Consider the following 22,716-nt stretch of genomic DNA (forward strand, 5'->3'; position numbering starts at 1 on the left):
CATCATTCTCGCCGCTGCAGCGCCCACTGGGCTCCGGCTGCTCCCGGCGTTTCGCGACGCGTCGCCGCGCCGAGCAGTTCCAGCTCGGCGAGCGCGCCCCGCGCCTCCCGCTCGTCGATGCCCGCGAGCCGTGCGATCTCGACGATTCCTCGCGCCCCGCGCAGCGGCAGCGCGTCGAGCACCCGCAGGTGCAGGGCGGGCTGCCGGGGTGTTCCCGGTGCGCCCAGCACGCCGGGAGCGCCGGGAACGCCGGAAGCGCCGAGCCCGACCGGCCCCGCCGCACGGTCGCCGGTCGCCGCATCCGATGCCTCGGCGAGCTCGAACAGCATCGGCTCCCCGCCCAGGCCGGCGAACTCCCGAGCCTCGGCGCCGCTGGTCACGAGCGCGGCGTCGTAGTCGCGGATCAGCCGGTGGCACCCCGCCGAGGCCGCACTCGTGACGGGGCCCGGAACCGCGCCGAGCGGGCGGCCGAGCTCGGCGGCGTGCCCCGCGGTGTTGAGCGACCCCGATCGCACGCCGGCCTCGGTGACGAGCGTGGCCCGGGAGAGCGCTGCGATGGTTCTGTTGCGCTGCAGGAACCTCCACCGGGTCGGCGCCGTTCCCGGCACCATCTCGGAGCAGACGACACCCGACTCGGCGATGCGGGCGAGCAGCGGCCCGTGCGAACTGGGGTAGACGCGATCCGCTCCGCCGGCGAGCACCGCGATGGTGGGGGATCCGACGGCGAGTGCGGTGCGGTGGGCGACGGCGTCGACGCCGTAGGCCGCTCCCGAGACGATCGCGGCACCAGCCGTGCAGAGGGCCTCTGTGAGCTCGGCCGTGACGCCGGCCCCGTAGCCGGTGCAAGCCCGAGCGCCCACCACGGCGACCGAGAAGGCCGTGAGCGCCGAGAGTTCGCCCCGGGCCCAGATCAGCAGCGGGACGTGCCCGCCGAGATCGTCGAGCGCGCTCGGCCAGTGCGCGGATCCCGGTGATACGAGCCGCATCCCCGACTCGATGCCGCGGTCGAGATCGCCGAGGCTCGCGGCGCGGTCGAGCCGCAGCCGCCAGCGCCCGAACGCCCGGGTGAGCTCTGCCGAATCCGGCTCGACCCCGCCCTCCGCGCGCACCGCGTCGCGGGCGGATTCTGCCGTCGCTCCCGTGAGCAGCAGCCCGAGGGCGGCGACGGCGCCGAGCGCCGCCACGAGGTATCCCGCGACGGCGTCTCCGGGTTCCACGAGTCTCGCCCACACGACGCGGGCGAACAGCGCTTCGGCCGGCTCGGCGCCCTGAGAGGCGCCACCGCTCGCATCGAGCGCGTCGATCCCGCTTCCGTCGATCCCGGATGCCCCGCGGCCCGCGGTCTCCGGCGCCAGCAGCGCCAACCGCTCGCGCACTCCATCGTCGACGCCGAGCATTCGGGCGGCTCGCGCGTCATAGCGGCTCACCGGGGATCACCGCCCCGCATGGCGAGGGCCTGCGCGATCTCCTCGCGACCCGGGCGCTGCCGCCCGGCGAGGTCGGCGACGCTCCAGGCCACGCGCAGCACCCGGTCGTAGCCCCGCAGCGTCAGAGCACCCCTGGCGTACGCCCGATCCAGCACCGCGGTGTCGGCTCGCGGCAGGCGCACCGCCGGCCCCCCCCGCAGCCAGCTGCCCGGCACCTCGGCGTTCGTGCTCCACGGGGTGCGGCTGAGCCGCTCGGCCGCCGCTCCGCGGGCCAGCGTCACCCGCCGCCGCAGATCGGCGCTCGAGGGGCGCTCGGCTTCGGCGTCGCCGAGCAGCACACTCGGCACGCGCTGCACCGTGAGCCGCAGATCGATGCGATCGTTGAGCGGCCCCGAGATGCGCTGCAGGTACTTCACCCGCTTGCCGGGGGAGCAGCGGCACTCCGACACGGTGTCCCGCGAGCCCGCGTTGCCGCAAGGGCAAGGGTTCGAGGCGAGCACCAGCTGGGTGCGAGCGGGGAGCACCGAACTGGGGAACTCGGGCGCCTCGTCGAGGAACAGCACGCCGTGACAGGCCCGCGTGATCGCACCCGGTCTCACCCCGCCGCTGTCGCCGCCCCCGATGACCGCCACCTTGGAGGCCGTGTGATGCGGGGACTCCATCGGGGGCCGCCGCACGAGCGAGGTGAGCGATACGCCGCCCAGCGCTGCGATGCTGCTGGCGGTGAGCGACTCGTCGTCGGTGAGGTCGGGCAGGATGGTGGGAAGCCGGCAGACGAGCAGCGTTTTCCCCGCACCGGGCGGTCCGAGCAGTGAGAGATGATGCCGCCCCGCGGCTGCGACCGCGAGCGCCTCCACGGCCTCGGGCTGCCCGATCACGTCGGCCATGTCGAGACCCTCGGTGCGGTGCTGCGCGTCGGCACTGTACTGTACGGTTCGATCCGGATCCGCTGAACGCTCGGCCTCGCGCTGCTCCCGATCCTCGCGCTGCCCTGCAGCCTCCGCACCGCCGGTGCGCTCGCCGCCGGCCCCCACCGCGATGCGACCGCCCTCACCCCGGTACCAGGCCACCGCACCCGCGAGACCGGGTACCGCGATCACTTCGAGATCCGGCACGAGGGCGGCCTCGGCGCTGCACGCCTCGGGCACCATGACACGGCGGAAGCCCAGGGCCCGGGCCGCGACGGCCGCGGGGAGGAGCCCCGCGGGCCTGCGCAGCTCGCCGTCGAGCCCGAGCTCGCCGAGGTGCGCGGTCTGCGCGAGCTCGCCGGCCGGCAGGTGGCCCAGAGCGGCGAGGGCGGAGAGCGCGATCGCGAGGTCGAAGCCGGATCCCTGCTTGGGCAGGGACGCCGGGCTGAGGTTGACCGTGACGAATCGCTCCGAGACGGGCATGCCGAGCTGGGCCGTGGCCGAGCGCACCCGCAGCTTCGCCTCGGCGAGCGCGGTGTCCGGCAGCCCGATGATCGCCATACCGGGGAGCTGCTGCGAGACCGCGGCCTCGACCATCACGGCTGTGCCCTCGAGGCCCGTGAGCGTGATGGCCGCCGCGCGGCAGACCGCGCGGGTCACAGGATGCCCCGCAGATGATCGATGCCGGGTGCGCCGCTCGGGCCGAGCGTGATGCCGATCGCGTCGACGCGCAGTTCGGAGGCGCGGGTGCGGTGCTCCCGCGCCCAGTCGAGCAGCAGCCGTCTGAGGCGCCCGGCCTTGCGCGCGGTGATGGCCGAGAGCGGGCTGCCGTAGCCGCGGCCGCTGCGCGTCTTCACCTCGACGGCCACGAGCGCGCCCCGATCGAGCGCGATCAGGTCGAGCTCGCCGTAGCGGTTGCGCCAGTTGCGGTCGAGGATCACGAAGCCGCGCTCCTCGAGGAACGCCGCGGCGAGCGATTCGCCGCGCGCGCCGAGTGTCTGGTTGTGGGCCGAGCTGGTCATGGGCACCTCCTGGTCTTCAGACTGGGGGGATGGGGCGGCGCGGTTTCGCCGGAATCGGGCGATTGTGAGTGGATAGTCGCGTGAGGGGCGAAACGGGTGGCATGTGAGCGGAGTCCGCGCCGGCCTCCCGCGGGCGCCCGCCGAGCATCCGCGGACGGCCCCCGGCGAGACGCCGTCCGAGGAGCGGCCGCGACGCCTCCGCGCGACCGCCGAGATGCGGAGCCGGATGCTACACTGGTCGATGCATCTCGAAAGAGATGACTTCGCGTGCCCGCACAGCGGAGCGAAGCCGACGGTCCCCGTTCGTGTGTTCCACACGTCGCGGGGCGGCTGAGCCCGGGGCACCAGGATCTGGTCGCACTCCGCGATCGATGACAACCGCAAGCGCGCGCCCGCAGGGGCGCGCAGAACAGGAGAACGGCAATGGCCGTCGTCACCATGCGTCAGCTGCTCGACAGCGGTGTCCACTTCGGGCACCAGACCCGCCGCTGGAACCCGAAGATGAAGCGCTTCATCTTCACCGAGCGCTCGGGCATCTACATCATCGACCTGCAGCAGTCGCTCGGCTACATCGATGCCGCCTACGACTTCGTGAAGAACACCGTCGCGCGCGGCGGCAACATCCTCTTCGTGGGCACCAAGAAGCAGGCCCAGGAGGCCATCGCCGAGCAGGCGACCCGCGTGAACCAGCCCTACGTGAACCAGCGCTGGCTCGGCGGCCTCCTCACCAACTTCCAGACCGTCACCGGTCGCCTCGAGCGCATGAAGGAGCTCGAGCAGCTCGACTTCGAGGGCACCACCAGCGGCTTCACCAAGAAGGAGCTGCTGCTCAAGAAGCGCGAGCTCGAGAAGCTGCAGAAGTCGCTCGGCGGCATCCGCAACATGGCGAAGACCCCGTCGGCTCTCTGGGTGGTCGACACCAAGAAGGAGCACCTCGCCATCGACGAGGCGCAGAAGCTCGGCATCCCGGTCATCGCGATCCTCGACACCAACTGCGACCCCGACGAGGTCACCTACCCGATCCCGGGCAACGACGACGCGATCCGCTCGGTCGCGCTGCTCACCCGCGTGATCGCGGACGCCGTCGCCGAGGGCCTCATGGAGCGCCACCAGAAGCCCGCCGAGGGCGCCGAAGCCGCCGCCGAGCCCCTCGCCGAGTGGGAGGTCGAGCTGCTGAACGCCGAGAAGACCGAGGCCCCCGCCGAGGAGGCTCCCGCTGCCGAGGCTCCCGCCGAGGAAGCCGCCGCCGATGAGGCCCCCGCAGCCGAGGCGGCTGCCGAGGCCCCGGCCGCCGAGTAAGTCCACACCACAACGTATGATCCTGCGCCCCTCGATCGCTCGAGGGGCGCAGGGCGACACAAGAAGGAGTCACACATGGCTGCAGTGAGCATGGCCGCTGTGAAGGAACTGCGCGACCGCCTCGGCGCCGGCATGGTCGACAGCAAGAACGCGCTCGTCGAGGCCGATGGCGACATCGAGAAGGCGATCGAGATCCTGCGTCTCAAGGGTCTGAAGGGCGTCGCCAAGCGCGGCGACCGCGAGGCGAGCGAGGGTCTCGTCGCGGCCAAGCAGAGCGACGGCGCCGCCACGATGATCGAGCTCGTCTGCGAGACCGACTTCGTCGCGAAGAACGAGAAGTTCCTCGCCCTGGCGGATCGTGTGCTCGACGCGGTCGTCGCCGCCGGCGCGAAGAACGCCGAAGAGGCCCTCGCGGCCCCCGCGGGCGACCAGACCGTCGCCGAGCTGATCACCGATGAGGCCGCCGTCATCGGCGAGCGCATCGAGCTGCGCAAGGTCTCGCGCGTCGAGGCCCCCGCGACCTCCATCTACCTCCACCAGACCTCGAAGGATCTGCCCCCGCAGATCGGCGTGGTCGTGGGCTACGAGGGCGATGACGCCGAGACCGCGCTCAGCATCGCGCGCCACATCTCGTTCGCCGATCCGCTCTACCTCAGCCGCGAGGACGTCCCCGAGGCCGACGTGGAGAAGGAGCGCGAGATCGTCACCGAGATCTCGAAGAACGAGGGCAAGCCCGAGGCCGCTCTGCCGAAGATCGTCGAGGGCCGTCTCACCGCCTTCTTCAAGCAGGTCGCGCTGAACGAGCAGGTGCACGCCCTCGACGCCGACAAGCGGGAGGTCAAGAAGGTGGCCGAGGCCGCCGGCATCACCGTCACCGGGTTCGCCCGCAGCAAGGTCGGCGCCTAAGCGTCGTCCAGGGCCCGGGTCGCACACGCGACCCGGGCCCTTATGCTGCGTACAGCGGCCACCCCATAAGCTACCTACCAGATCATCCGAGCGAAGGAGTACCCCCTATGACCGAGACCGCACGCAAGCGTCGAGTGCTGTTGAAGCTTTCGGGGGAGGCCTTCGGCGGAGGCACGCTGGGCGTGAACCCCGACGTGGTCAGCCAGATCGCCCGCGAGATCGCGGCGGCCATGGACGACGCCGAGGTCGCGGTCGTGGTCGGAGGCGGCAACTTCTTCCGCGGCGCCGAGCTCTCGCAGCGCGGCATGGACCGTGCTCGCGCCGACTACATGGGCATGCTCGGCACCGTGATGAACGCCCTCGCTCTGCAGGACTTCCTCGAGCAGGCCGGTGTCTCGAGCCGCGTGCAGTCGGCCATCACCATGACCCAGGTCGCTGAGACCTACATCCCGCTGCGCGCGATCCGGCACCTCGAGAAGGGCCGCGTCGTGATCTTCGGCGCCGGGGCGGGCCTGCCGTACTTCTCGACCGACACCGTGGCCGCGCAGCGCGCGCTCGAGATCCACGCCGACGAGGTGCTGGTCGCGAAGAACGGCGTCGACGGCGTCTACACCGCCGACCCGAACCAGGATCCGAACGCGACCCTCATCGACGAGATCACGTACAACGACGCGCTCGTGCGGGGCCTGAAGGTGGTCGACTCGACGGCGTTCAGCCTGTGCATGGACAACGGCATGCCGATGCGCGTCTTCGGTATGGAGCCGGCCGGCAACGTCACCGAGGCGATCCGCGGCGAGCAGCTCGGCACCCTGGTGCACCGCTAAGCTGGTATCAGAGCGTTTTCAGAAGGTTTCAGAAGGAGAGCACCGTGATCGAAGAGGTCTTCGTCGATGTCAAGGACCGCATGGCCAAGGCGGTCGAGGCTGCGAAGGAGGGCTTCGCCACGGTGCGCACCGGTCGCGCCAACCCCGCCCTGCTGCAGAACCTGCAGGTCGACTACTACGGCACCCCGACTCCACTGGCGCAGCTGGCGTCGGTGCAGAACCAGGATGCTCGCAGCCTGATCATCACCCCCTATGACAAGGGCGCGATGAAAGCCATCGAGCAGGCGATCCGCGACATGCCGAACCTCGGGGCCAACCCCTCGAACGACGGCAACGTGATCCGCGTCTCGCTGCCCGAGCTCACCGAGGAGCGCCGCAGGGAGTTCGTGAAGATCGTGAAGGCTCGCGCCGAGGACGCCCGCGTGGCGATCCGCAACGTGCGCCGCAGCGGCAAGGACGATCTCGACGTGCTCAAGAGCGAGGTCGGCGAGGACGAGGTGGCGCGCGCCGAGAAGGAGCTCGAGTCGGTGACCAAGCAGTTCATCGACCAGGTCGATGACGCGCTCAAGCGCAAAGAAGCCGAACTGCTGGAGGTCTAACCTCCATGACCGGTTCTGACAGGCGCGACGAACTGCGCAGCGCACTCGAGAGCAAGCGCGCGCAGCTCGAGGCGACGAATGCCAGGATCGAGGCCCGGGCCGGGCGCAATCTGTTCTTCGCGGTGCTCTCGGGCCTCGTGTTCGCGGGGGTCTTCCTCGCGAGCCTGCTGCTCGTGAAGCAGGTCTTCGTGCTGCTCGTCGCGGTGATCGTGGCGGTGGCCCTCATTGAGCTGGCCGCCGCATTCCGCGTCGCGGGGCGGCGGGTGCCGCGCGTCGGCGTGGTGCTCGGCGGGCTGGTCGTGGTGAGCGGCGCCTACTTCTGGGGCGCCGAGGGAATGCTGCTCGGCCTGTTCGCGGGTTCGGCGCTGCTCACCGTGTGGCGGCTCGTCGAGGGCCTGGTGCCCGCCTGGGAGACCCCGCCGCGTACCCTGGTGCGCGACGTGTTCTCGGGGCTCTTCACGCTGGTCTACGTCGCCTTCCTCGCATCGTTCGCGGTGCTGCTCGTCGACGTCGACGGCGGCGAGTGGTGGGTGTTCGCGCTCGTGCTCGTGGTGGTCTCGGTCGACGTCGGCGCGTATGCGGCGGGCGTCACCCTGGGCAAGCACAAGATGACGCCGAGGATCAGCCCCAACAAGACTTGGGAGGGCTTTGCGGGCGCGGCGGTCGTCGCGGCCGCGGCCGGCGTCGGCGTCTCGGTGTTCGCGCTGCAGCAGCCGTGGTGGGTGGGGATCCTGCTCGGTCTGGTGGTGCTGCTGACGGCGACGATGGGCGATCTCACGGAGTCGCTCATCAAACGCAATCTGGGAGTGAAAGACATGAGTTCGTGGATTCCCGGTCACGGCGGCTTCCTCGACCGCCTCGACTCGCTGCTGCCGTCGGCGGTCGGAGTCTACGGCGTGGCGCTGGCGCTGGGGGTGGTGTGATGACAGAGCCCTCTCAGCAGCAGAAGCGCTCGGTCCGCAAGAATGGTCCGGTGCACTCCTCCTTCCCCGTCGCCTCAGGTTCCCAGCTCGGCTACCAACCCGAACAGGTCGACGCCTTCCTCGATCGCGCCCGAGCCACATACGAAGGGGCGGGCGAGGGTTCGATGACCGCGGAGGAGGTGCGCCGCACGGCGTTCGGGCTGAAGCGCGGCGGGTACGCCTCGCGGTACGTCGACGCAGCGATGGATCGCCTCGAGGAGGTCTTCTTCGAGCGCGAGCGGCGAGCTCGCGTGCGCGCCGAGGGCGAGGAGGCGTGGTGGGAGGAGACCCGCCAGCTGCTCTCCGAGGTGCGCGGCCGCATGCAGCGGCCCCGCGGGAAGCGCTTTCGGAGGCGCGGCGTCTTCGCCACCGGGTACCGGCGTTCGCAGGTGGACGCCTTCCTGGATCGGATCTTCGAGATGTTCGAGCGGCGTGAGCTCGGCCTCTCGCCGGCCGAGGTGCGCGACGTCGTGTTCCACTCGCAGTGGCGGGGATACGACGAGGATCAGGTGGACGCGCTGCTCGACGCGGTGGTCGAGCTGATCCTCGCGACGCGGTGATCGCTCGGCATCTTTCCCGTTCCCATTGAACGACTCGAGCCTCTGAGATAGAATCGTTACATTGTGTCTGTTGTGAACTCCGCCCCCATGTCGCGCTGGTCCCGTTTCAAAGTTCCGGTCGCGGTGCTCGCGGTCGCCGGAATCTTCGGTGGAGCGGTGGTCGCCCCGCTCGCCATGCCGAGCGCGCCCGCCGATGCCGAGTCGATGGCGTTCCAGGAGCGGATCCATCAGGAGTTCACCCCCAACGTCTCCGCCGAGGCCGACCTGGTCTACACCGAGGTGCCGGTCGAGATCTCTCAGGACGAGCAGCGACGCGTCAAGGCCGAGGAAGAGGCCGCCGCTGCGGCGAAGAAGGCCGCTGAGGAGTCGGCGGCCCCGCAGGCCGCGGGCGCCCCGCCCAAGTACACGGGCGGGGGATCGCCCGCCGAGTGGATGGCCGCCGCCGGTATCGCCGAGAGCGACTGGGGCTACGTCGACTACATCGCCTCGAAGGAGAGCGGCTGGAACCCGAACGCGACCAACGCCAGTTCGGGTGCGTGCGGTCTGATCCAGGCGAACCCCTGCAGCAAGGTGCCCGGCAGCGGCTACGACCCGGTCGACAACCTGCGCTGGGCGAACGGCTACGCCGTGAGTCGCTACGGAAGCTGGGCGGCCGCCTACGGGTTCTGGACCTCGAACCACTGGTGGTGAGCGGCCGGTGAGCCGGCGCAGCCGAGAGGGCGCCAGCCGTGGCGCGTAGTCGACGCGTCAACAAGTATCAGCGAGCGGCTGCCGTGCCGCCCCGCGACGTCACCCGTCTCGCATACGGGGGGCGCTCGCAAGGAGACGCGGCGCGGCGTCGAATGGTTCGTGCGCGAGATTCCCGCCCACCGCGCCGAGAAGAGCTACCGGTGCCCGGCCTGCGCGAACGAGGTGCCGCCCGGGCAGGCGCACGTGGTGGTCTGGAGCGCCGAGCACTTCTTCGGCGATGAGGCCGCCGTGCGCGACCGCCGCCACTACCACTCGTACTGCTGGCAATCAGCCTGAGCGCCCCCGCGCCGCCCGAGCCTCGCCCGTCGCCCTCGCCACGATGAGGGGCGGAACCGGCCGATGCCGACGCGAAGACGTGCCGTTCCCTCGCGCCCGTCGACGGACGCGCGAGAGCCGCCGGCGAACCGCCTAGAAGAGCGTCGGGGGAGCGGTCGGCGCGGTGACGTCGACCTCGGGGCTCGGCGTCGTGGCTCCGGCGAGACCCGGCCCGTGATCGGGCTCGATGCCGGCCTGGAAGGCCAGGGCCACCGCGCGGGCGCGCTGATCCGCCGCCTCGTTGAGCGGATGCCCGGCGTGGCCCTTCACCCACTCGAACCGTACGTCGCGACCCGCGAGGGCCGTGTCGAGCTGTTCGAGCAGCTCGCGATTGAGCACGGGCTTGCCGTCGGCCTTGCGCCAGCCCCGGCGCTTCCAGCCGGGCATCCACTGCGTCACGGAGTTGATGACGTACTGGCTGTCGCACAGCACGTGCAGGGGCTCGTGCGCCCGCTCGGCGGTGGCGTGCAGCAGGTCGAGCACGGCCATGAGCTCGCCCTGGTTGTTGGTGGCGCGCGGCCATCCGCCGGCGCGCCACTGCTCGCCGTCGACCACCCATGCCCAGCCGGCGGGGCCGGGGTTGCCGAGGGCCGATCCGTCGGCTGCTGCGGTGAGAGTCACGCCTGCTCGCTCTCGACGGCGGGCGTCGCGGCCGAGTCGCTCGCGGCTGGCTCGGGAGCCGATCCCTCGATCACGGGCTGCTCGACGATGCGGCCGGCGACCGTGCTCATCTTCTGGGCATTGGTGAGCACCTCTCCGAGGCTCTCGAAGTAGCGGGCCACGGCGCCGCGCTCGACCTTCAGCTGGGTCATGCGATCCTCGGCTGCGGCGAGCACCTTCGTGGCGCGATCCTCGGCGGCCGCGAAGGTGGTCTGGGCGCGCTGCTCGGCCTCGAGCACGATCTCGGCGGCGCGACGTTCGGCTTCGCCGCGGGTGCTGCGGGCGTGCTGAGCCGCCTCGGCGGTGATGCGCTCGTACTCGGCGCGCGCCTCCTCGAGCTGCGAGCGCAGCTCGGCGAGTTCGGTGCGGGTGGCCTCGATCTCGCGGCGCGACGCCTCCGCGGCCTGCTGCTGGCGCGCGGCCAGCTCCTGCTCGAGCGCCTCGCGCTGCTGAGCCGACGAGGTGTTGAACTCGAGGGTGTCGGCCTCGATCTGCTCGTGCATCGAGCGCACCGCGTCTTCGGTCTCGGCGCGCAGCTGCGCGAGGCGCGCCTCCTCGGCGGCCCGGTGCTCGGCGAGCTCGGCGACGGTGTCGGTGCGCAGCAGGTCGGTCTCCTCGGTGACCTCGGCCCGCTTGGCGGCGACCTCGCGTTCGATCGCGGCGGCCTGCGCTTCGCGCTCGCGGCGCAGGTCGTCTTCATGCTGGGCGCGGGCGGCGGCCATGGCGCGATCGTGCTCCTCGCGCTCACGGGTGATGTCGGCGGCGAGTCTCGCCCGCTCGCGATCCACCTGCAGCTCGAGCTCCTCGCGCTGCAGACCGAGGCTCTCGGCGGCCTCCTCGCGCTGGATGCGCAGGCGCTCCTCGGCCGCCGCGGTCTCGTCCGCGATGCGCTGCTCGTGCTCGCGCAGCTGCGACGCGAGCCGCTCGGCGTGCACGGTGGCCTCGTCGGTGAGCCGAGCCTCGTGCTCTTCGCGCTGGCGAGCGAGCTGCTGTTGCTGCCGAGCGCGCTCGTCAGCGAGTTCGCGCTCGTGGGCCTCGCGTTCGGCGTCGATGCGGCCGCGGTGGTCTTCCCACTCGGCGATGAGGCGATCCTGGTGGCTCGCGAGCTCGCTGCCGATGCGGTTCTCGTGGGCCTCGCGCTCGCGGGCGAGACGCGTCTCGTGGGCCTCGGTCTCAGTCGCGAGCAGGTTCTGCTGCGCGGTGCGCTGGGCGGCGAGCTCGCGCTCCTGCAGCTCGCGCTCCTCGGCGATGCGGGCGTCGTGCGCCTCGGACTCGCGGTCGATGCGGGCCTCGTGCTCTTCGCGCTCGCGGGCGATGGCGATGTCGTGCTCGCCCCGCTCGCGGTCGATGCGGGCTTCGTGCTCCTCGCGCTCCTGCGCGATGCGGGCCTCGTGCTCTTCGCGCTCGCGGTCGATGCGCGCCTCGTGCTCCTCGCGCTCGTCGGCGAGCGCGCGATCGTGGGCCTCGCGCTCCTCGGCGATGCTCTGCTCGTGCGTCTCGCGCTCGCGCGCCAGGCGGGAGACGTGGGCGGAGAGCTCGGCCGAGAGGCGCTCCTCCTGAGCGTCGCGCTCGTTCTTGAGGCGCGCCTCGTGCGAGACGATCTCGGCGCGCATCGATTCATCGTGCGCGTCGCGCTCTTCGGCGATGGTCTGCTCGTGGGCCTCGCGCTCAGCAGCGATGCGCGCCTCGTGCGCCTCGAGATCCTGCCGCAGCTGCTGCTCCTGCCGCTCGCTCGCGGCGGCCAGCTCGGCCTCGAGCCGCTGCTGCGCCTCGGCGCGGTCGCGGGCTGCGAGCTCGTCTGCGCGCGCCCGTTCGCGGGTGCCCTGCTCGGCGAGCGTCGAGAGCTCGGCCTGCTGGGCTTCCAGGCCGCGCGCGATCGCGGCCTCGTGCGCTTCGCGCTCCTGCGCGATGCGGTCGGCGTGCACCTGCTGCTCGGAGGCGATGCGGCGCTCGTGCTGCTCCCGCTCGACGGCGAGTGCCTCGTCGTGCTCCTGGCGCTCCTGCGCGATGCGGCCGCGCAGCGTGTCCATCTCGGTGGTGAGGGCCCGGCGCTCGGCCTCGAGCCGCCCCTCGAGCTCGCGCTGGCGCTCGGTGTATCGCTCTTCGAGCTCGGTCTCTTCGCGCTGGCGCTTGGCCTCGAACTCGGCGCGGGCGCGCTCGGCCTCCTGCACGAGTCGAGCGCGCTCGAGTTCGGCCTCGCGCTCGCTCTCGGCCTTCTGCCTGGCGAAGGCCTCGGCGTGGCGCTCGGTCTCGGCGCGCAGCTCGTTCGCGGCGGAGCGTGCTTCGGCCGTGAGCTGCTCGGCCTCGGCTCGGGCGGCGGCGAGTTCTGCCTGGGCGTCGCGGTGCGCGGTCTCGCGCTCGGTGGCGGCCTCGCGGGAGGCGGAGCTGACGGTGAGCTCGGCGTCGCGGCGGGCCTCGTCGACGAGACGCTCGCGCTCGGCGTTCGCAGCCGCGGTCTGCTCGGCGAGATCGGTGCGGGCGCCGGTGATGATGATCTCGGCCTGCTCTGAGGCCGAGGAGAGCAGTTCGTCGGCGCGTGCCTGCGCCTGAGTGAGCACGCGCTTCGCCTCCTCCTCGGAGGAGCGGCGCAGCTTCTCGGCGTCGAGGTCGGCCTGCGCCATGAGGCGCTGGGCGTGATCCTCGGCGATCTTGAGGCTCTTCTCGACCCGCAGGCCGAGCCCCGAGTAGCCGCTGGCGCCGAGCTCGGCGACCTGGTCCTGCAGCTCGGCGATGAGCTGGCGCTGCTCCTGGCCAGTCTGCGTGGCCTGCTGGTGGGCGAACTGCAGCGACTCGAGGTGCGACTGCAGGGTGGCGATGTGCCCGGTGAGGGATCCGATGCGCTCGTCCACTTCTTCGCGGTTGTACCCGCGGAAGGCAGGGGAGAACTGCTGAGCTGATTCGGACACTGGGCCTCCGGGAATCGAACGATTTCGTGCGCGCCCCGCGGAGCGGATGGGCTGGCACGGAGAATGAGGTCCAGATTATCGCACTCGTCAGAGGATGAGGCGGGGATCCTCGGAAAAATCACCCGGCCCGGAGCGGGGTCGCGGGCGTTCGGGCAGGCCCGGCGCGACGTCGCCGAGACCGCGGTCCACCAGTCCGCATCCATGCCGCATCCATGCCGCGTCGAGGAAGCTCCGGTAGCGTTGTCATGAAGAGTCGTGCTCGACGCGCCCCCGGCCACCGGCCGTGAGGGGTGATCGGGCGCCGTCAACCGTGGATAGGAGCCCCCGTGCGATATGTGCTCGCGATCGCAGCGCTGGTGATCTCCGGTGTTCTGCTGCTGCTGGGCATCGGCCAGCGCACCTTCCTCGCAGGCCCCTCCGAGATCAGCTTTCCGGTCGAGACCAACTCCGAGGCCGGCTACGCGCTCATCGACGGCACCGAGCTCGCCAAGGTGCCGGGCCAGGCCAACATCGTCGTGAGAAGCGAGCAGGCGTTCGTGGCAACCGGTCAGACCCGCGACGTCGAGGGCTGGCTCGAGCCCTACCTGCACGCCGAGCTCACGGTCGACAAGCAGCAGCAGCGCCTGCTGAGCGCCCTCATCGCCCCGGCCGTGGTCGACGCGCCCGAGGCGGGCGCCGAAGCCGAGACCCCGCAGCCGCGCGACCCCCGCGGCAGCGACCTGTGGCTCGAGGAGCGCTCGGTCGACGACGAGGGCGCCGGCGCCGACGCCAGCACCCTTCGCGTGCCCGTCTCGCTGGGCGCCGACCAGTCCGTGCTCATCGCGTCGAACGGAGAAGATCCCGTGCCCACCGATGTCTCGCTCGTGTGGGCGCAGGACCCCAACACCCCCTGGGCCGGCCCGCTGCTCGCGGCCGGCGGCCTGTTCGCGCTCGCGGGCGCGGTGATGTATCTGCTCGCCGTCGACCACAACCGACGTGGGCTCGGCCCGCGGCGCGGCCGTCGCGGCCCGCTGCAGGGCATCCGCAACGCGTTCTCCAAGCCCGGCGCCGCGCGCGGCACCGCTGCGCCCGTCGACGGAGCGGACGGCGGATCCGGGGCCTCCGGGGGCGGCAGCGCCTCGATGCGCGCCGATCGTCGCACCCGACTGCGGCGACGTCTCGCGATCCCGGCCCTCGGCGCGGTCGCGGTCATCGGGCTCACCGGCTGCTCGCCCAGCTACTGGCCCCAGTTCGGCCCCGAGACGACGCAGGAGGAGACCCCCGCGCCCACGCCCTCCTCAGCCGCACCGGTGCCCGTCACCGACGGGCAGCTCAGCCGCATCGTGCAGCGCATCTCGAACGTCGCGAACGAGGCCGACGACGCCCTGAACGTCGACCTGCTCGGCGACCGCTTCGTCGGAGACGCCCTCGCGCAGCGCACCGCCAACTACACGATCCGGGCCACCATGCCCGACTACAGCGTGATTCCTCCGCGCATCACCGACGACGAACTCGACTACGAACTCGTGCAGAGCACCGAGTCGTGGCCCCGCACCCTGTTCGTCACCGTGGCTTCGACGCGCGGCGTCGACGACCCCGAGGATCCGGTGGTCGAGGATGCCGACGGCGAGGGGTCCGAGAGCGAGCCGACCGAGACGGCCGCCGCGTCACCCTCGCTCGCCCTCGTGCTCACGCAGGAGACGCCGCAGGACAACTACCACGTGTCGCGGGTCATCGCGCTGCGCGGCGGCATCTCGATGCCGCAGGCGGCCCCCGCCGAGGAGGGCACGGCACTGCTCGCGAACGACATCGAGTCGCTCGTGCTGCCTCCGGGCGACGTGGGCGCGCAGTTCGCGGCAGTGCTGCAGGGCGGCCCCGACGTGCCCGAGGCCGAGGCCTTCGACATCGCAGAGGACACGCTGCTGCAGAACTACGGCAAGACCCTCGCGGAGCAGGCCCAGGTGCAGTCGGACGGCAAGGGGCAGACCATGGTCTACTCGGTCGCCGCGCGGCAGGGCGACGAGGCCCCCGTGGCGCTGTCGACCGGTGTGGGCGGGGCACTCGTGGCGACGACCGTGATCGAGGAGCAGATCGTCGACGCGGCCGGCGGCCGCTACAAGCCGCAGGCGAACGGCGCCGTGACGGCGCTCTCCGGGCTCACTGGGGAGCAGGAGAGACTCGTGCAGGAGGTCGCGCACCAGCTGCTCTTCTACGTGCCCAGCAAGACCGACGGAAGCAAGATCCAGTTGCTCGGTGTGACGAGCGAACTCGTGGGAGTGAGGAACTAGACATGACGCAGCAGATGCCCGCGCGCCTTCCCGGCGGAGGAGTCGATCTGAGCCACCTCGCGGCTCGCGGCCAGGCCGGCCCCGGCGGCCAGCCCGGCGCGCCGACCGCAGACCAGGCCCAGGGAACCGGGCAGACGGTCGACGTGCCCTCGCTCGTGCTCGACGTCACCGACGAGACCTTCGAGCAGATCGCGCAGCTCTCGTCGGTGGTGCCCGTGGTCTTCGACCTGTGGGCGGAGTGGTGCCAGCCCTGCAAGACCCTCAGCCCCGTCATCGAGAAGATCACGCGCGAGTTCGACGGCCGCGTGCTGCTCGCGAAGGTCGACGTCGACTCGAATCCCGGCCTCGCGCAGGCGTTCCAGGCGCAGTCGATCCCCACCGTCGTCGCGCTCGTCGGCGGCCGGCCGGTGCCCCTCTTCCAGGGGGCCGTACCCGAGGCGCAGGTGCGGGAGTTCTTCACCCAGCTCGTGCAGCTCGCCGAGCAGCACGGCGTGACGGGTCGCGTGAGCGCTCCGGATCAGGGCGACGCCGACGCGCAGGGCGCGCCCGCCGCCCCCGCCGAGCCCGAGATCCCAGAGGCGCACCGCGCCGCCGTCGAGGCCGCCGAACGCGGCGACTACGCCGCCGCGGTCTCGGAGTGGGAGGCGGTGCTCGTGAAGGCACCGGCCGACGCGGAGGCCCGCGCCGCGCTCGTGCAGATGAAGCTGCTGCAGCGCCTGCAGGGCGTCACCGCCGACGAGATCCGCAGCGCCGCCGCGGCCGACGTGAGCGACGTCGCAGCGCAGATGCGCGTCGCCGACCTCGACATCTCGGGCGGGCACGTCGAAGACGCCTTCCTGCGGCTGCTCGATCTTTTCGCCGCGAGCACCGACGCCGACGACCGCGCCGCGATCCGTGAGCGCCTGCTCGAGCTCTTCGAGGTGGTCGGCATCGCGGATCCGCGGGTGCTCGCCGCGCGCGGCCGTCTGGCGAACCTGCTCTACTGAGCGGGTGCGCCCCTGACGTGAGCGACGTGCGAGCCTACCTGGACCACGCGGCGACCTCGCCGATGCCGCGCGAGGTGCTCGCCGCTTACACCGACGCGCTGCGCGTCGTCGGCAACCCGGCTTCCACCCACGGGCACGGGCAACGGGCGAGCGAGCTGCTCGAGCAGGCGCGCGAGCGCATCGCCCGCGCGCTCGGCTGCGACACCGCAGAGCTGATCCTCACCGGCGGCGGCACCGAGTCGATCAACCTCGCCCTCAAGGGCATCTACTGGGCGCGCCGCGCCTCGCTCGGGCCCGACGCCGTGATCCTCGTCGCCGAGGGGGAGCACCACGCGACGATCGAGGCCGCCGAGTGGCTGCGCGACTTCCAGGGCGCACGCCTGCGATGGCTGCCCATCGATGCCGACGGGGTGCTGCGCCCCGCCGTGCTCGAGGCCGCGATCGCGCAGGAGGGCGCCGAGAACGTCGCACTCGTCTCGTTCCTGTGGGCGAACAACGAGGTCGGGGCCGTGCAGCCGGTCGCCGAGCTGTGCCGGATCGCCGCGAGCGCGGGGCTTCCCGCGCACGTCGACGCCGTGTCGGCCCTGGGGCAGCTGCCCATCGATTTCGCGGCGGCCGGGGCGGCCGCGGTGTCGGTCTCCGCGCACAAGATCGGCGGGCCCGTCGGCGTCGGCGCCCTCGTGCTGGGACGGAGGATCGCGGCCGAGCCGCTGCTGCACGGCGGCACCCAGCAGCGGGCGCGATCCGGCACCCAGGACGTCGCGGGCGCCGTCGGTTTCGCCGCCGCCCTCGACCTCGCCGTCGATCCCGACGGGCGCCCCGAGCCGGTTCGTGCCGCTCGGCTCCGCGCGCTGCGCGACCGCCTCGTGGCGGGCGTGCGCGCGGCCGACCCGAGCGCCGTGCTGCGCGGCCCGGAGCCGTGGGCTGCCGAGGGGGCGGCCGCGACGGGCCCGGGCAGGGACGCGGCGCTCGAACCCGTCGACCAACCGGTGCGGGTGCCGGGGAACGCGCACTTCACCTTCCCGGGCTGTCAGGGCGACTCGCTCGTGTTCCTGCTCGACGCGGCGGGGGTCTCGGTCTCGGTCGGTTCGGCGTGCCGGGCCGGCGTCGCCGAGATCTCGCACGTGCTGCTCGCGATGGGGATATCCGAGGCCGAAGCGGCCGGCGCCCTGCGCTTCACGCTCGGCCCCGACACCCGTGACGACGAGGTCGACGCGCTGCTCGCCGCCCTGCCCGCCGCGCTCGAGCGCGCCCGCGCCGCGGGACTCGCCTGAGATCCGAAGGGCTGCGGCGACGAGGGCGCAGCGGTTGAGGGGCCGGGCGCGAGGGATCGGGTTGCGCGCCGCGCCGGGCGCGTACAATGGATCGGATGAAGATTCTGGCGGCGATGAGCGGGGGCGTCGACTCCGCCGTGGCGGCGGCGCGCGCCGTTGAAGCGGGGCACGACGTGGTCGGCGTGCACCTCGCCCTCAGTCGTATGCCCGGCACGCTGCGCACCGGATCCCGCGGCTGCTGCACGATCGAGGACGCGATGGACGCCCGCCGCGCAGCCAACCTGCTCGGCATCCCCTTCTACGTTTGGGATCTCAGCGAACGCTTCAAGGAGGACGTCGTCGACGACTTCATCGCAGAGTACGCCGCGGGCCGCACCCCCAACCCGTGCATGCGCTGCAACGAGAAGATCAAGTTCGCCGCGCTGCTCGACAAGGCCATCGCCCTCGGCTTCGACGCCGTGGCCACCGGGCACTACGCGAGCCTCGAGGACGGCCCCCACGGCCGCGAACTGCACCGGGCGAGTGCCTGGGCCAAGGACCAGTCGTACGTGCTCGGCGTGCTCACCGAGCGGCAGCTCGCGCACTGCTACTTCCCGCTCGGCGACACACCCTCGAAGGAGCTGATCCGGGCGGAGGCCGAGGATCGCGGCCTGCAGGTCGCGCAGAAGCCCGACAGCCACGACATCTGCTTCATCCCCGACGGCGACACGCGCGGCTGGCTCTCCGACCACCTCGAGCGCGAACCAGGCGAGATCCTCGACGAATCGGGCGAGGTGGTGGGCCGCCACGACGGCGCGCACGGCTACACCGTGGGACAGCGGCGCGGTCTGCAACTCGGCAGGCCCGCACCCGACGGGCAGCCGCGCTACGTGCTGTCGATCCGCCCCGTCTCGAACCAGGTGGTCGTCGGCCCCAAGCAGAGCCTCGCGATCGGCCGCATCGCCGGCGGCCGGTTCAGCTGGGCCGGAGAGCCGGGCTTCGACGTGAGCGATCCCTTCGACTGCGAGGTGCAGATCCGCGCCCACGCCGATCCGGTTCCCGCGCGGGCGAGGCTCGAGCCGATCCTCGAAACGGAGCGCACCGAGCAGCACCGCGAGGGCGCCACGCACGAGGTGGTGGTCGACATCGACCTCGAGCGCGCGGAGCCGCTGCTGGGGGTCGCACCGGGCCAGACCGCCGTCGTCTACATCGGCACCCGCGTGCTCGGCCAGTTCACGATCGACCGTGCGGTGCCGGCGTCGAACTCCGCGGCCGTCGGCGGCTGAGGCGCATCGCCCGTTCGGGGCGGGATCCGGGCCCGGTGAGAGCGTCGCAGCCGAATGCGTTTCACCGACGCCGGATCTCTCACCGAGGCCGCGCTGTTCCTAGACTTGAGGCGTGAACGAGAACGCGCAGATCCCCATAGACTTTGATGAGGCGCGCGCCGAGGCCGAGCGCCTGGCCGTCGAGATCGAGCGCCTGCGCCGCGCCTACTACTCAGAGGCGACGAGCCTCGTCTCCGACGCCGAGTACGACGAGATGTTCCACCGGCTCGAAGCGCTCGAACGGGCCTTCCCCGAACTCGCGGGGCAGGACAGTCCCACGCGCGAGGTCGGCGCCGCCGTCGTGTCGGCCGGGTTCCCCGAGCACGAGCACGCCGAGCGCATGCTCAGCCTCGACAACGTCTTCTCGCTCGACGAGTTCCGCGAGTGGGCCGAGAAGACCCGCGCCGCCGCCGGCCGCGACGTGCGCTGGCTCTCCGAATTGAAGATCGATGGGCTCGCGATCAGCCTCGCCTACCGGCGCGGCGTGCTCGAGACCGCGACCACCCGAGGCGACGGCCGGGTGGGCGAGGACATCACCGAGAACGTCGAGCTGATCCCGGTGATCCCGCGTGAACTGCACGGCGAGGGCATCCCCGACTTCTTCGAGGCCCGCGGCGAGGTGTTCCTCAGCAGCGAGAACTTCGAGGCGCTCAACGAGCGTCAGCACGAGTTGCAGGCCGAATACGCCGCCGAGCAGCGCGCCAAGGGCGTGCCCGAGGAGCGCATCTCGATCCGCTATCCCGAGTTCGCGAACGCGCGGAACACCGCCGCGGGCACCCTGCGCCAGCGCGCCGAGAAGAAGAGCGAGACCGACCTGGCGCTCATGCGCGACCGGCTCGGGCGGCTCTCCCTGTACGTGCACGGCATCGGCGCCTGGCAACACCCCGGCATTGAGAACCAGTCCGAGGTGTACGGCCTGCTCGGCGAGTGGGGGCTGCCCGTCTCGCCCCACTCGCGCGTCTTCGACACCATCGACGAGGTCGTCGCGTTCATCGCCGACCGCGGCGAGCACCGGCACGACGTCGAGCACGAGATCGACGGCATCGTGGTGAAGGTCGACGAGCTTGACCTGCACGCCGAGCTCGGCGAGACGAGTCGGGCTCCGCGCTGGGCGATCGCCTACAAGTACCCGCCCGAGGAGGTGCACACCCGCCTCATCGACATCCGCGTGGGGGTCGGCCGCACCGGTCGGGCGACGCCTTACGCCGTCATGGAGCCCGTGAAGGTCGCCGGATCGACGGTGCGCCAGGCCACCCTGCACAATCAGCAGGTCGTCAAGGCCAAGGGGGTGCTCATCGGCGACACGGTCGTGCTGCGCAAGGCGGGCGACGTGATCCCCGAGGTGCTCGGAGCCGTGCTCGAACTGCGCGACGGCAGCGAGGTCGAGTGGCAGATGCCCGAGCGCTGCCCCGAGTGCGGCACCCCTCTGCGCCCCATGAAAGAGGGCGACATCGATCTGCGCTGCCCCAACGCGCGCGCCTGCCCCGCTCAGGTGCGCGGCCGTGTCGAGCACATCGGGTCGCGGGGCGCGCTCGACGTCGAGGTGCTCGGCGAGATCACGGCGGCTGCGCTCACGCAGCCCGAGGTGCCCGCCGATCCGCCGCTCGAGACCGAGGCCGGGCTCTTCGACCTGAGCCTCGAAGAGCTCGTGCCCATCACCGTCGTGGTGCGCGACAGCGAGACCGGCGAGCCGGTGATCGACGAGGAGACGGGCGAGCCGAGGCGGCGCTCGCCGTTCCAGCGCGTGCTGCTCGAGTACCCGCCCGAGGCCGAGGGACTCGATCCCGCGGCGCGGCGCAAGGCCGGCTACCGCAAAGACCATCGTGTGATCCTGCCCTCGAAGGACGCCGAGACGTTCCTCGCCGAACTCGAGAAGGCCAAGACCAAGCCGCTGTGGCGGCTGCTCGTCGCCCTCAACATCAGGCACGTGGGCCCCGTGGCGGCACGGGCTCTCGCCGAGTGGTTCGGCTCGCTCGACGCGGTCCGGGAGGCGTCGGTCGAAGAGCTCTCCGAGGTCGACGGCGTGGGGGGCATCATCGCCGAATCGCTCAAGGAGTGGTTCGAGGTCGACTGGCACCGCGAGATCGTGGATCGCTGGGCCGCGGCCGGGGTGCAGTGGTCGACTCCCGGGCACCCCAGCCCCGGCGCCGCGGTCGCGAAGGGCGGGGTGCTCGCAGGGCTCACCGTCGTCGCGACCGGCACGCTCGAGGGGTTCACGCGCGATGAGGCCAAGGAGGCGATCATCCAGGCCGGCGGCAAGGCGGCCTCGAGCGTCTCGAAGAAGACCGACTACGTGGCGGCGGGCCCGGGGGCGGGCTCGAAGGAGACGAAGGCCAGGGATCTCGGCATCCCCGTGCTCGACGCCGCGCAGTTCGCCGTGCTCGTCACCGAGGGCCCGGCGGCGCTCGCTCAGGACGACGACGAGGCCGTGACTGACGCGGAGGAGGGCACCGCGGGCGCGGGCGGCACCGAGACGAACGGCTCGGAGGCGAGCGGCGCGGGGGAGTGATCCGGGCGGCGCGGGATCCGGTCTAAAGCCTCCCGCGTCGGGGCGGAGCGAGTCGCCGCGGCGTCCAGCAGCCCTCGCTCACAGGCTCCCACCGAGCGACAAACGGTCGAGTTATCCACAGTTCGCCGGTTTCGGCTCTCGGGTCGGGCGCCGTTCATTAGCGTTGAGGGCAGCGCGGCATCCGGTGGTACCGGACGCCGCACGAAGACCCCGGAAAGGAGCGACCATGCCTCAGGAACCGCGCCAGATGGTTCGTGCGAGCTGGGCAGGGCAGGATCCCCTGCTGACCCATTACTACGACACCGAGTGGGGGATGCCGGTCACCGACGAGGCGGGGGTGTTCGAACGGCTGAGCCTGGAGGGCTTCCAATCCGGTCTCTCCTGGATCACCGTGCTGCGCAAGCGCGAGGCCTTCCGCGAGGCATTCGCGGGATTCGAGCCGCGGCGCGTGGCCGTGTTCGACGAGGGCGACGTCGAACGCCTGCTCCAGCACGAAGGCATCATCCGCAACCGGCGCAAGATCATGGCCACGGTCGAGAACGCGCGCACGTCGCTGCGCCTGCGAGAGGAGACGGGGGAGGGCTTGTCCGAGCTGGTCTGGTCGTACATGCCCGAGCGCTCTCCGACGCCCGAGACCGACGCCGATGTGCCCTCGACGTCGCCCGAGTCGCACGCGCTCGCGAAGGAGCTGAAGCGCCGAGGGTTCAGCTTCGTCGGCCCGACGACGGTGTACGCGCTCATGTGCGCCATCGGCATCGTCGACGTCCACCTCATGAGCAGCCACCGGCGAGGGTGCTCGGGCCTCTGGAACCCTGACGGCACCCGCAGGGAGCCCGAGCCCGGCCCTCGGTAGGATGGTGTGGTTCACCGAACCCCATTCACCACGTCACGATGGAGCAGCATGCCTGAGACCCCTGCGGCAGAACGTGCCGGGGCGAGCGGCGAGATCACGGCGCAGACCGTGCAGCATCTCGCCGGCCTCGCCCGGATCGCCCTCACCGACGCGGAGATCGACTCGCTCACGACTGAGCTCGACTCGATCCTCGCCAATATCGCCAAGGTCAGCGAGGTCGCGCGCGACGACGTGCCGGCCACGAGCCATCCGATCCCGCTGAACAACGTGACGCGGCCCGACGAGATCGCCGACGTGCTCACCCGCGAGCAGGCGCTGGCGAACGCGCCCGAGACGACCGACGGCATGTTCAGGGTCTCGTCGATCCTGGGCGAAGAGCAGTGAA

20 protein-coding genes are annotated in these 22,716 nt (G+C 71.7%); 15 read left to right on the forward strand and 5 right to left on the reverse strand.

Annotation, left to right across the window (positions count from 1 at the left end):
* Positions 1-2: 2 nt before the first annotated feature.
* The 3 genes from dprA to Leucomu_RS06365 are packed head-to-tail and all read right to left on the reverse strand — an operon-like array spanning position 3 to position 3,357.
* Positions 3-1,427, reverse strand: a complete 1,425-nt coding sequence (dprA, locus tag Leucomu_RS06355) for a DNA-processing protein DprA (protein WP_323368309.1) — start codon at positions 1,425-1,427, stop codon at positions 3-5.
* On the reverse strand, positions 1,424-2,995 hold the full coding sequence (locus Leucomu_RS06360; RefSeq protein ID WP_194294573.1) for a YifB family Mg chelatase-like AAA ATPase: 1,572 nt from the start codon (positions 2,993-2,995) through the stop codon (positions 1,424-1,426). The genes dprA and Leucomu_RS06360 overlap by 4 nt, the downstream gene beginning before the upstream one ends.
* Positions 2,992-3,357: a YraN family protein gene (locus tag Leucomu_RS06365; RefSeq protein ID WP_017884886.1), complete on the reverse strand. Its 366-nt coding sequence runs from the start codon at positions 3,355-3,357 to the stop codon at positions 2,992-2,994. Before Leucomu_RS06365 ends, Leucomu_RS06360 begins: the two co-directional genes overlap by 4 nt.
* Before the next feature lie 423 nt (positions 3,358-3,780).
* Between Leucomu_RS06365 and rpsB the strand changes: the two genes are divergently transcribed.
* The 8 genes from rpsB (at position 3,781) to Leucomu_RS06405 (ending at position 9,533) form a co-directional block, all read left to right on the forward strand.
* A complete protein-coding gene (gene rpsB / locus Leucomu_RS06370; RefSeq protein ID WP_017884887.1) occupies positions 3,781-4,656 on the forward strand; it encodes a 30S ribosomal protein S2 in 876 nt (291 codons plus the stop codon).
* Between the two features lie 75 nt (positions 4,657-4,731).
* Positions 4,732-5,562: a translation elongation factor Ts gene (gene tsf / locus Leucomu_RS06375; protein WP_128386696.1), complete on the forward strand. Its 831-nt coding sequence runs from the start codon at positions 4,732-4,734 to the stop codon at positions 5,560-5,562.
* Between the two features lie 107 nt (positions 5,563-5,669).
* Positions 5,670-6,386, forward strand: coding sequence for a UMP kinase (gene pyrH / locus Leucomu_RS06380; RefSeq protein ID WP_017884889.1), 717 nt, complete (start codon positions 5,670-5,672; stop codon positions 6,384-6,386).
* A gap of 44 nt (positions 6,387-6,430) precedes the next feature.
* The gene (gene frr, locus Leucomu_RS06385; protein ID WP_017884890.1) at positions 6,431-6,985 is read left to right on the forward strand and encodes a ribosome recycling factor; all 555 of its coding nucleotides are present in this window, start codon (positions 6,431-6,433) and stop codon (positions 6,983-6,985) included.
* Between the two features lie 5 nt (positions 6,986-6,990).
* Positions 6,991-7,908 (forward strand): phosphatidate cytidylyltransferase, encoded by a 918-nt coding sequence (locus Leucomu_RS06390; RefSeq protein ID WP_128386697.1) that lies wholly within the window; start codon positions 6,991-6,993, stop codon positions 7,906-7,908.
* Positions 7,908-8,507: a DivIVA domain-containing protein gene (locus tag Leucomu_RS06395; RefSeq protein ID WP_017884892.1), complete on the forward strand. Its 600-nt coding sequence runs from the start codon at positions 7,908-7,910 to the stop codon at positions 8,505-8,507. The genes Leucomu_RS06390 and Leucomu_RS06395 overlap by 1 nt, the downstream gene beginning before the upstream one ends.
* An 87-nt stretch (positions 8,508-8,594) precedes the next feature.
* Positions 8,595-9,197: an aggregation-promoting factor C-terminal-like domain-containing protein gene (locus Leucomu_RS06400; protein ID WP_017884893.1), complete on the forward strand. Its 603-nt coding sequence runs from the start codon at positions 8,595-8,597 to the stop codon at positions 9,195-9,197.
* Between the two features lie 159 nt (positions 9,198-9,356).
* Complete coding sequence (locus Leucomu_RS06405) at positions 9,357-9,533, forward strand: hypothetical protein (RefSeq protein WP_228407315.1); 177 nt, start codon at positions 9,357-9,359, stop codon at positions 9,531-9,533.
* 132 nt (positions 9,534-9,665) lie between these two features.
* On the opposite strand, the gene Leucomu_RS06410 is transcribed toward Leucomu_RS06405, so the two are convergent.
* Positions 9,666-10,193 carry a ribonuclease H family protein gene (locus tag Leucomu_RS06410; protein WP_017884895.1) on the reverse strand — a complete coding sequence of 176 codons (528 nt, stop codon included), beginning with the start codon at positions 10,191-10,193 and terminating at the stop codon, positions 9,666-9,668.
* The gene (locus Leucomu_RS06415) at positions 10,190-13,081 is read right to left on the reverse strand and encodes a hypothetical protein (protein WP_128386698.1); all 2,892 of its coding nucleotides are present in this window, start codon (positions 13,079-13,081) and stop codon (positions 10,190-10,192) included. Before Leucomu_RS06415 ends, Leucomu_RS06410 begins: the two co-directional genes overlap by 4 nt.
* A gap of 383 nt (positions 13,082-13,464) precedes the next feature.
* On the opposite strand from Leucomu_RS06415, the gene Leucomu_RS06420 reads away from it, so the two are divergent.
* The 7 genes from Leucomu_RS06420 (at position 13,465) to gatC (ending at position 22,715) form a co-directional block, all read left to right on the forward strand.
* Complete coding sequence (locus tag Leucomu_RS06420; protein ID WP_128386699.1) at positions 13,465-15,405, forward strand: glycosyltransferase; 1,941 nt, start codon at positions 13,465-13,467, stop codon at positions 15,403-15,405.
* A 2-nt stretch (positions 15,406-15,407) separates the two neighbouring features.
* On the forward strand, positions 15,408-16,391 hold the full coding sequence (locus Leucomu_RS06425) for a tetratricopeptide repeat protein (RefSeq protein ID WP_017884898.1): 984 nt from the start codon (positions 15,408-15,410) through the stop codon (positions 16,389-16,391).
* Positions 16,392-16,417: 26 nt separating this feature from the next.
* The gene (locus tag Leucomu_RS06430; protein WP_041205805.1) at positions 16,418-17,665 is read left to right on the forward strand and encodes a cysteine desulfurase family protein; all 1,248 of its coding nucleotides are present in this window, start codon (positions 16,418-16,420) and stop codon (positions 17,663-17,665) included.
* A gap of 95 nt (positions 17,666-17,760) precedes the next feature.
* A complete protein-coding gene (gene mnmA, locus Leucomu_RS06435; protein WP_017884900.1) occupies positions 17,761-18,930 on the forward strand; it encodes a tRNA 2-thiouridine(34) synthase MnmA in 1,170 nt (389 codons plus the stop codon).
* 112 nt (positions 18,931-19,042) lie between these two features.
* Complete coding sequence (gene ligA / locus Leucomu_RS06440; RefSeq protein ID WP_128386700.1) at positions 19,043-21,478, forward strand: NAD-dependent DNA ligase LigA; 2,436 nt, start codon at positions 19,043-19,045, stop codon at positions 21,476-21,478.
* 226 nt (positions 21,479-21,704) lie between these two features.
* Positions 21,705-22,331 carry a DNA-3-methyladenine glycosylase I gene (locus Leucomu_RS06445; protein ID WP_128386701.1) on the forward strand — a complete coding sequence of 209 codons (627 nt, stop codon included), beginning with the start codon at positions 21,705-21,707 and terminating at the stop codon, positions 22,329-22,331.
* A 48-nt stretch (positions 22,332-22,379) separates the two neighbouring features.
* Positions 22,380-22,715, forward strand: a complete 336-nt coding sequence (gene gatC, locus Leucomu_RS06450; RefSeq protein WP_128386702.1) for an Asp-tRNA(Asn)/Glu-tRNA(Gln) amidotransferase subunit GatC — start codon at positions 22,380-22,382, stop codon at positions 22,713-22,715.
* Position 22,716: the final 1 nt, after the last annotated feature.

The sequence above is a fragment of the Leucobacter muris genome (assembly GCF_004028235.1).
Classification (GTDB): Bacteria; Actinomycetota; Actinomycetes; order Actinomycetales; family Microbacteriaceae; genus Leucobacter; species Leucobacter muris.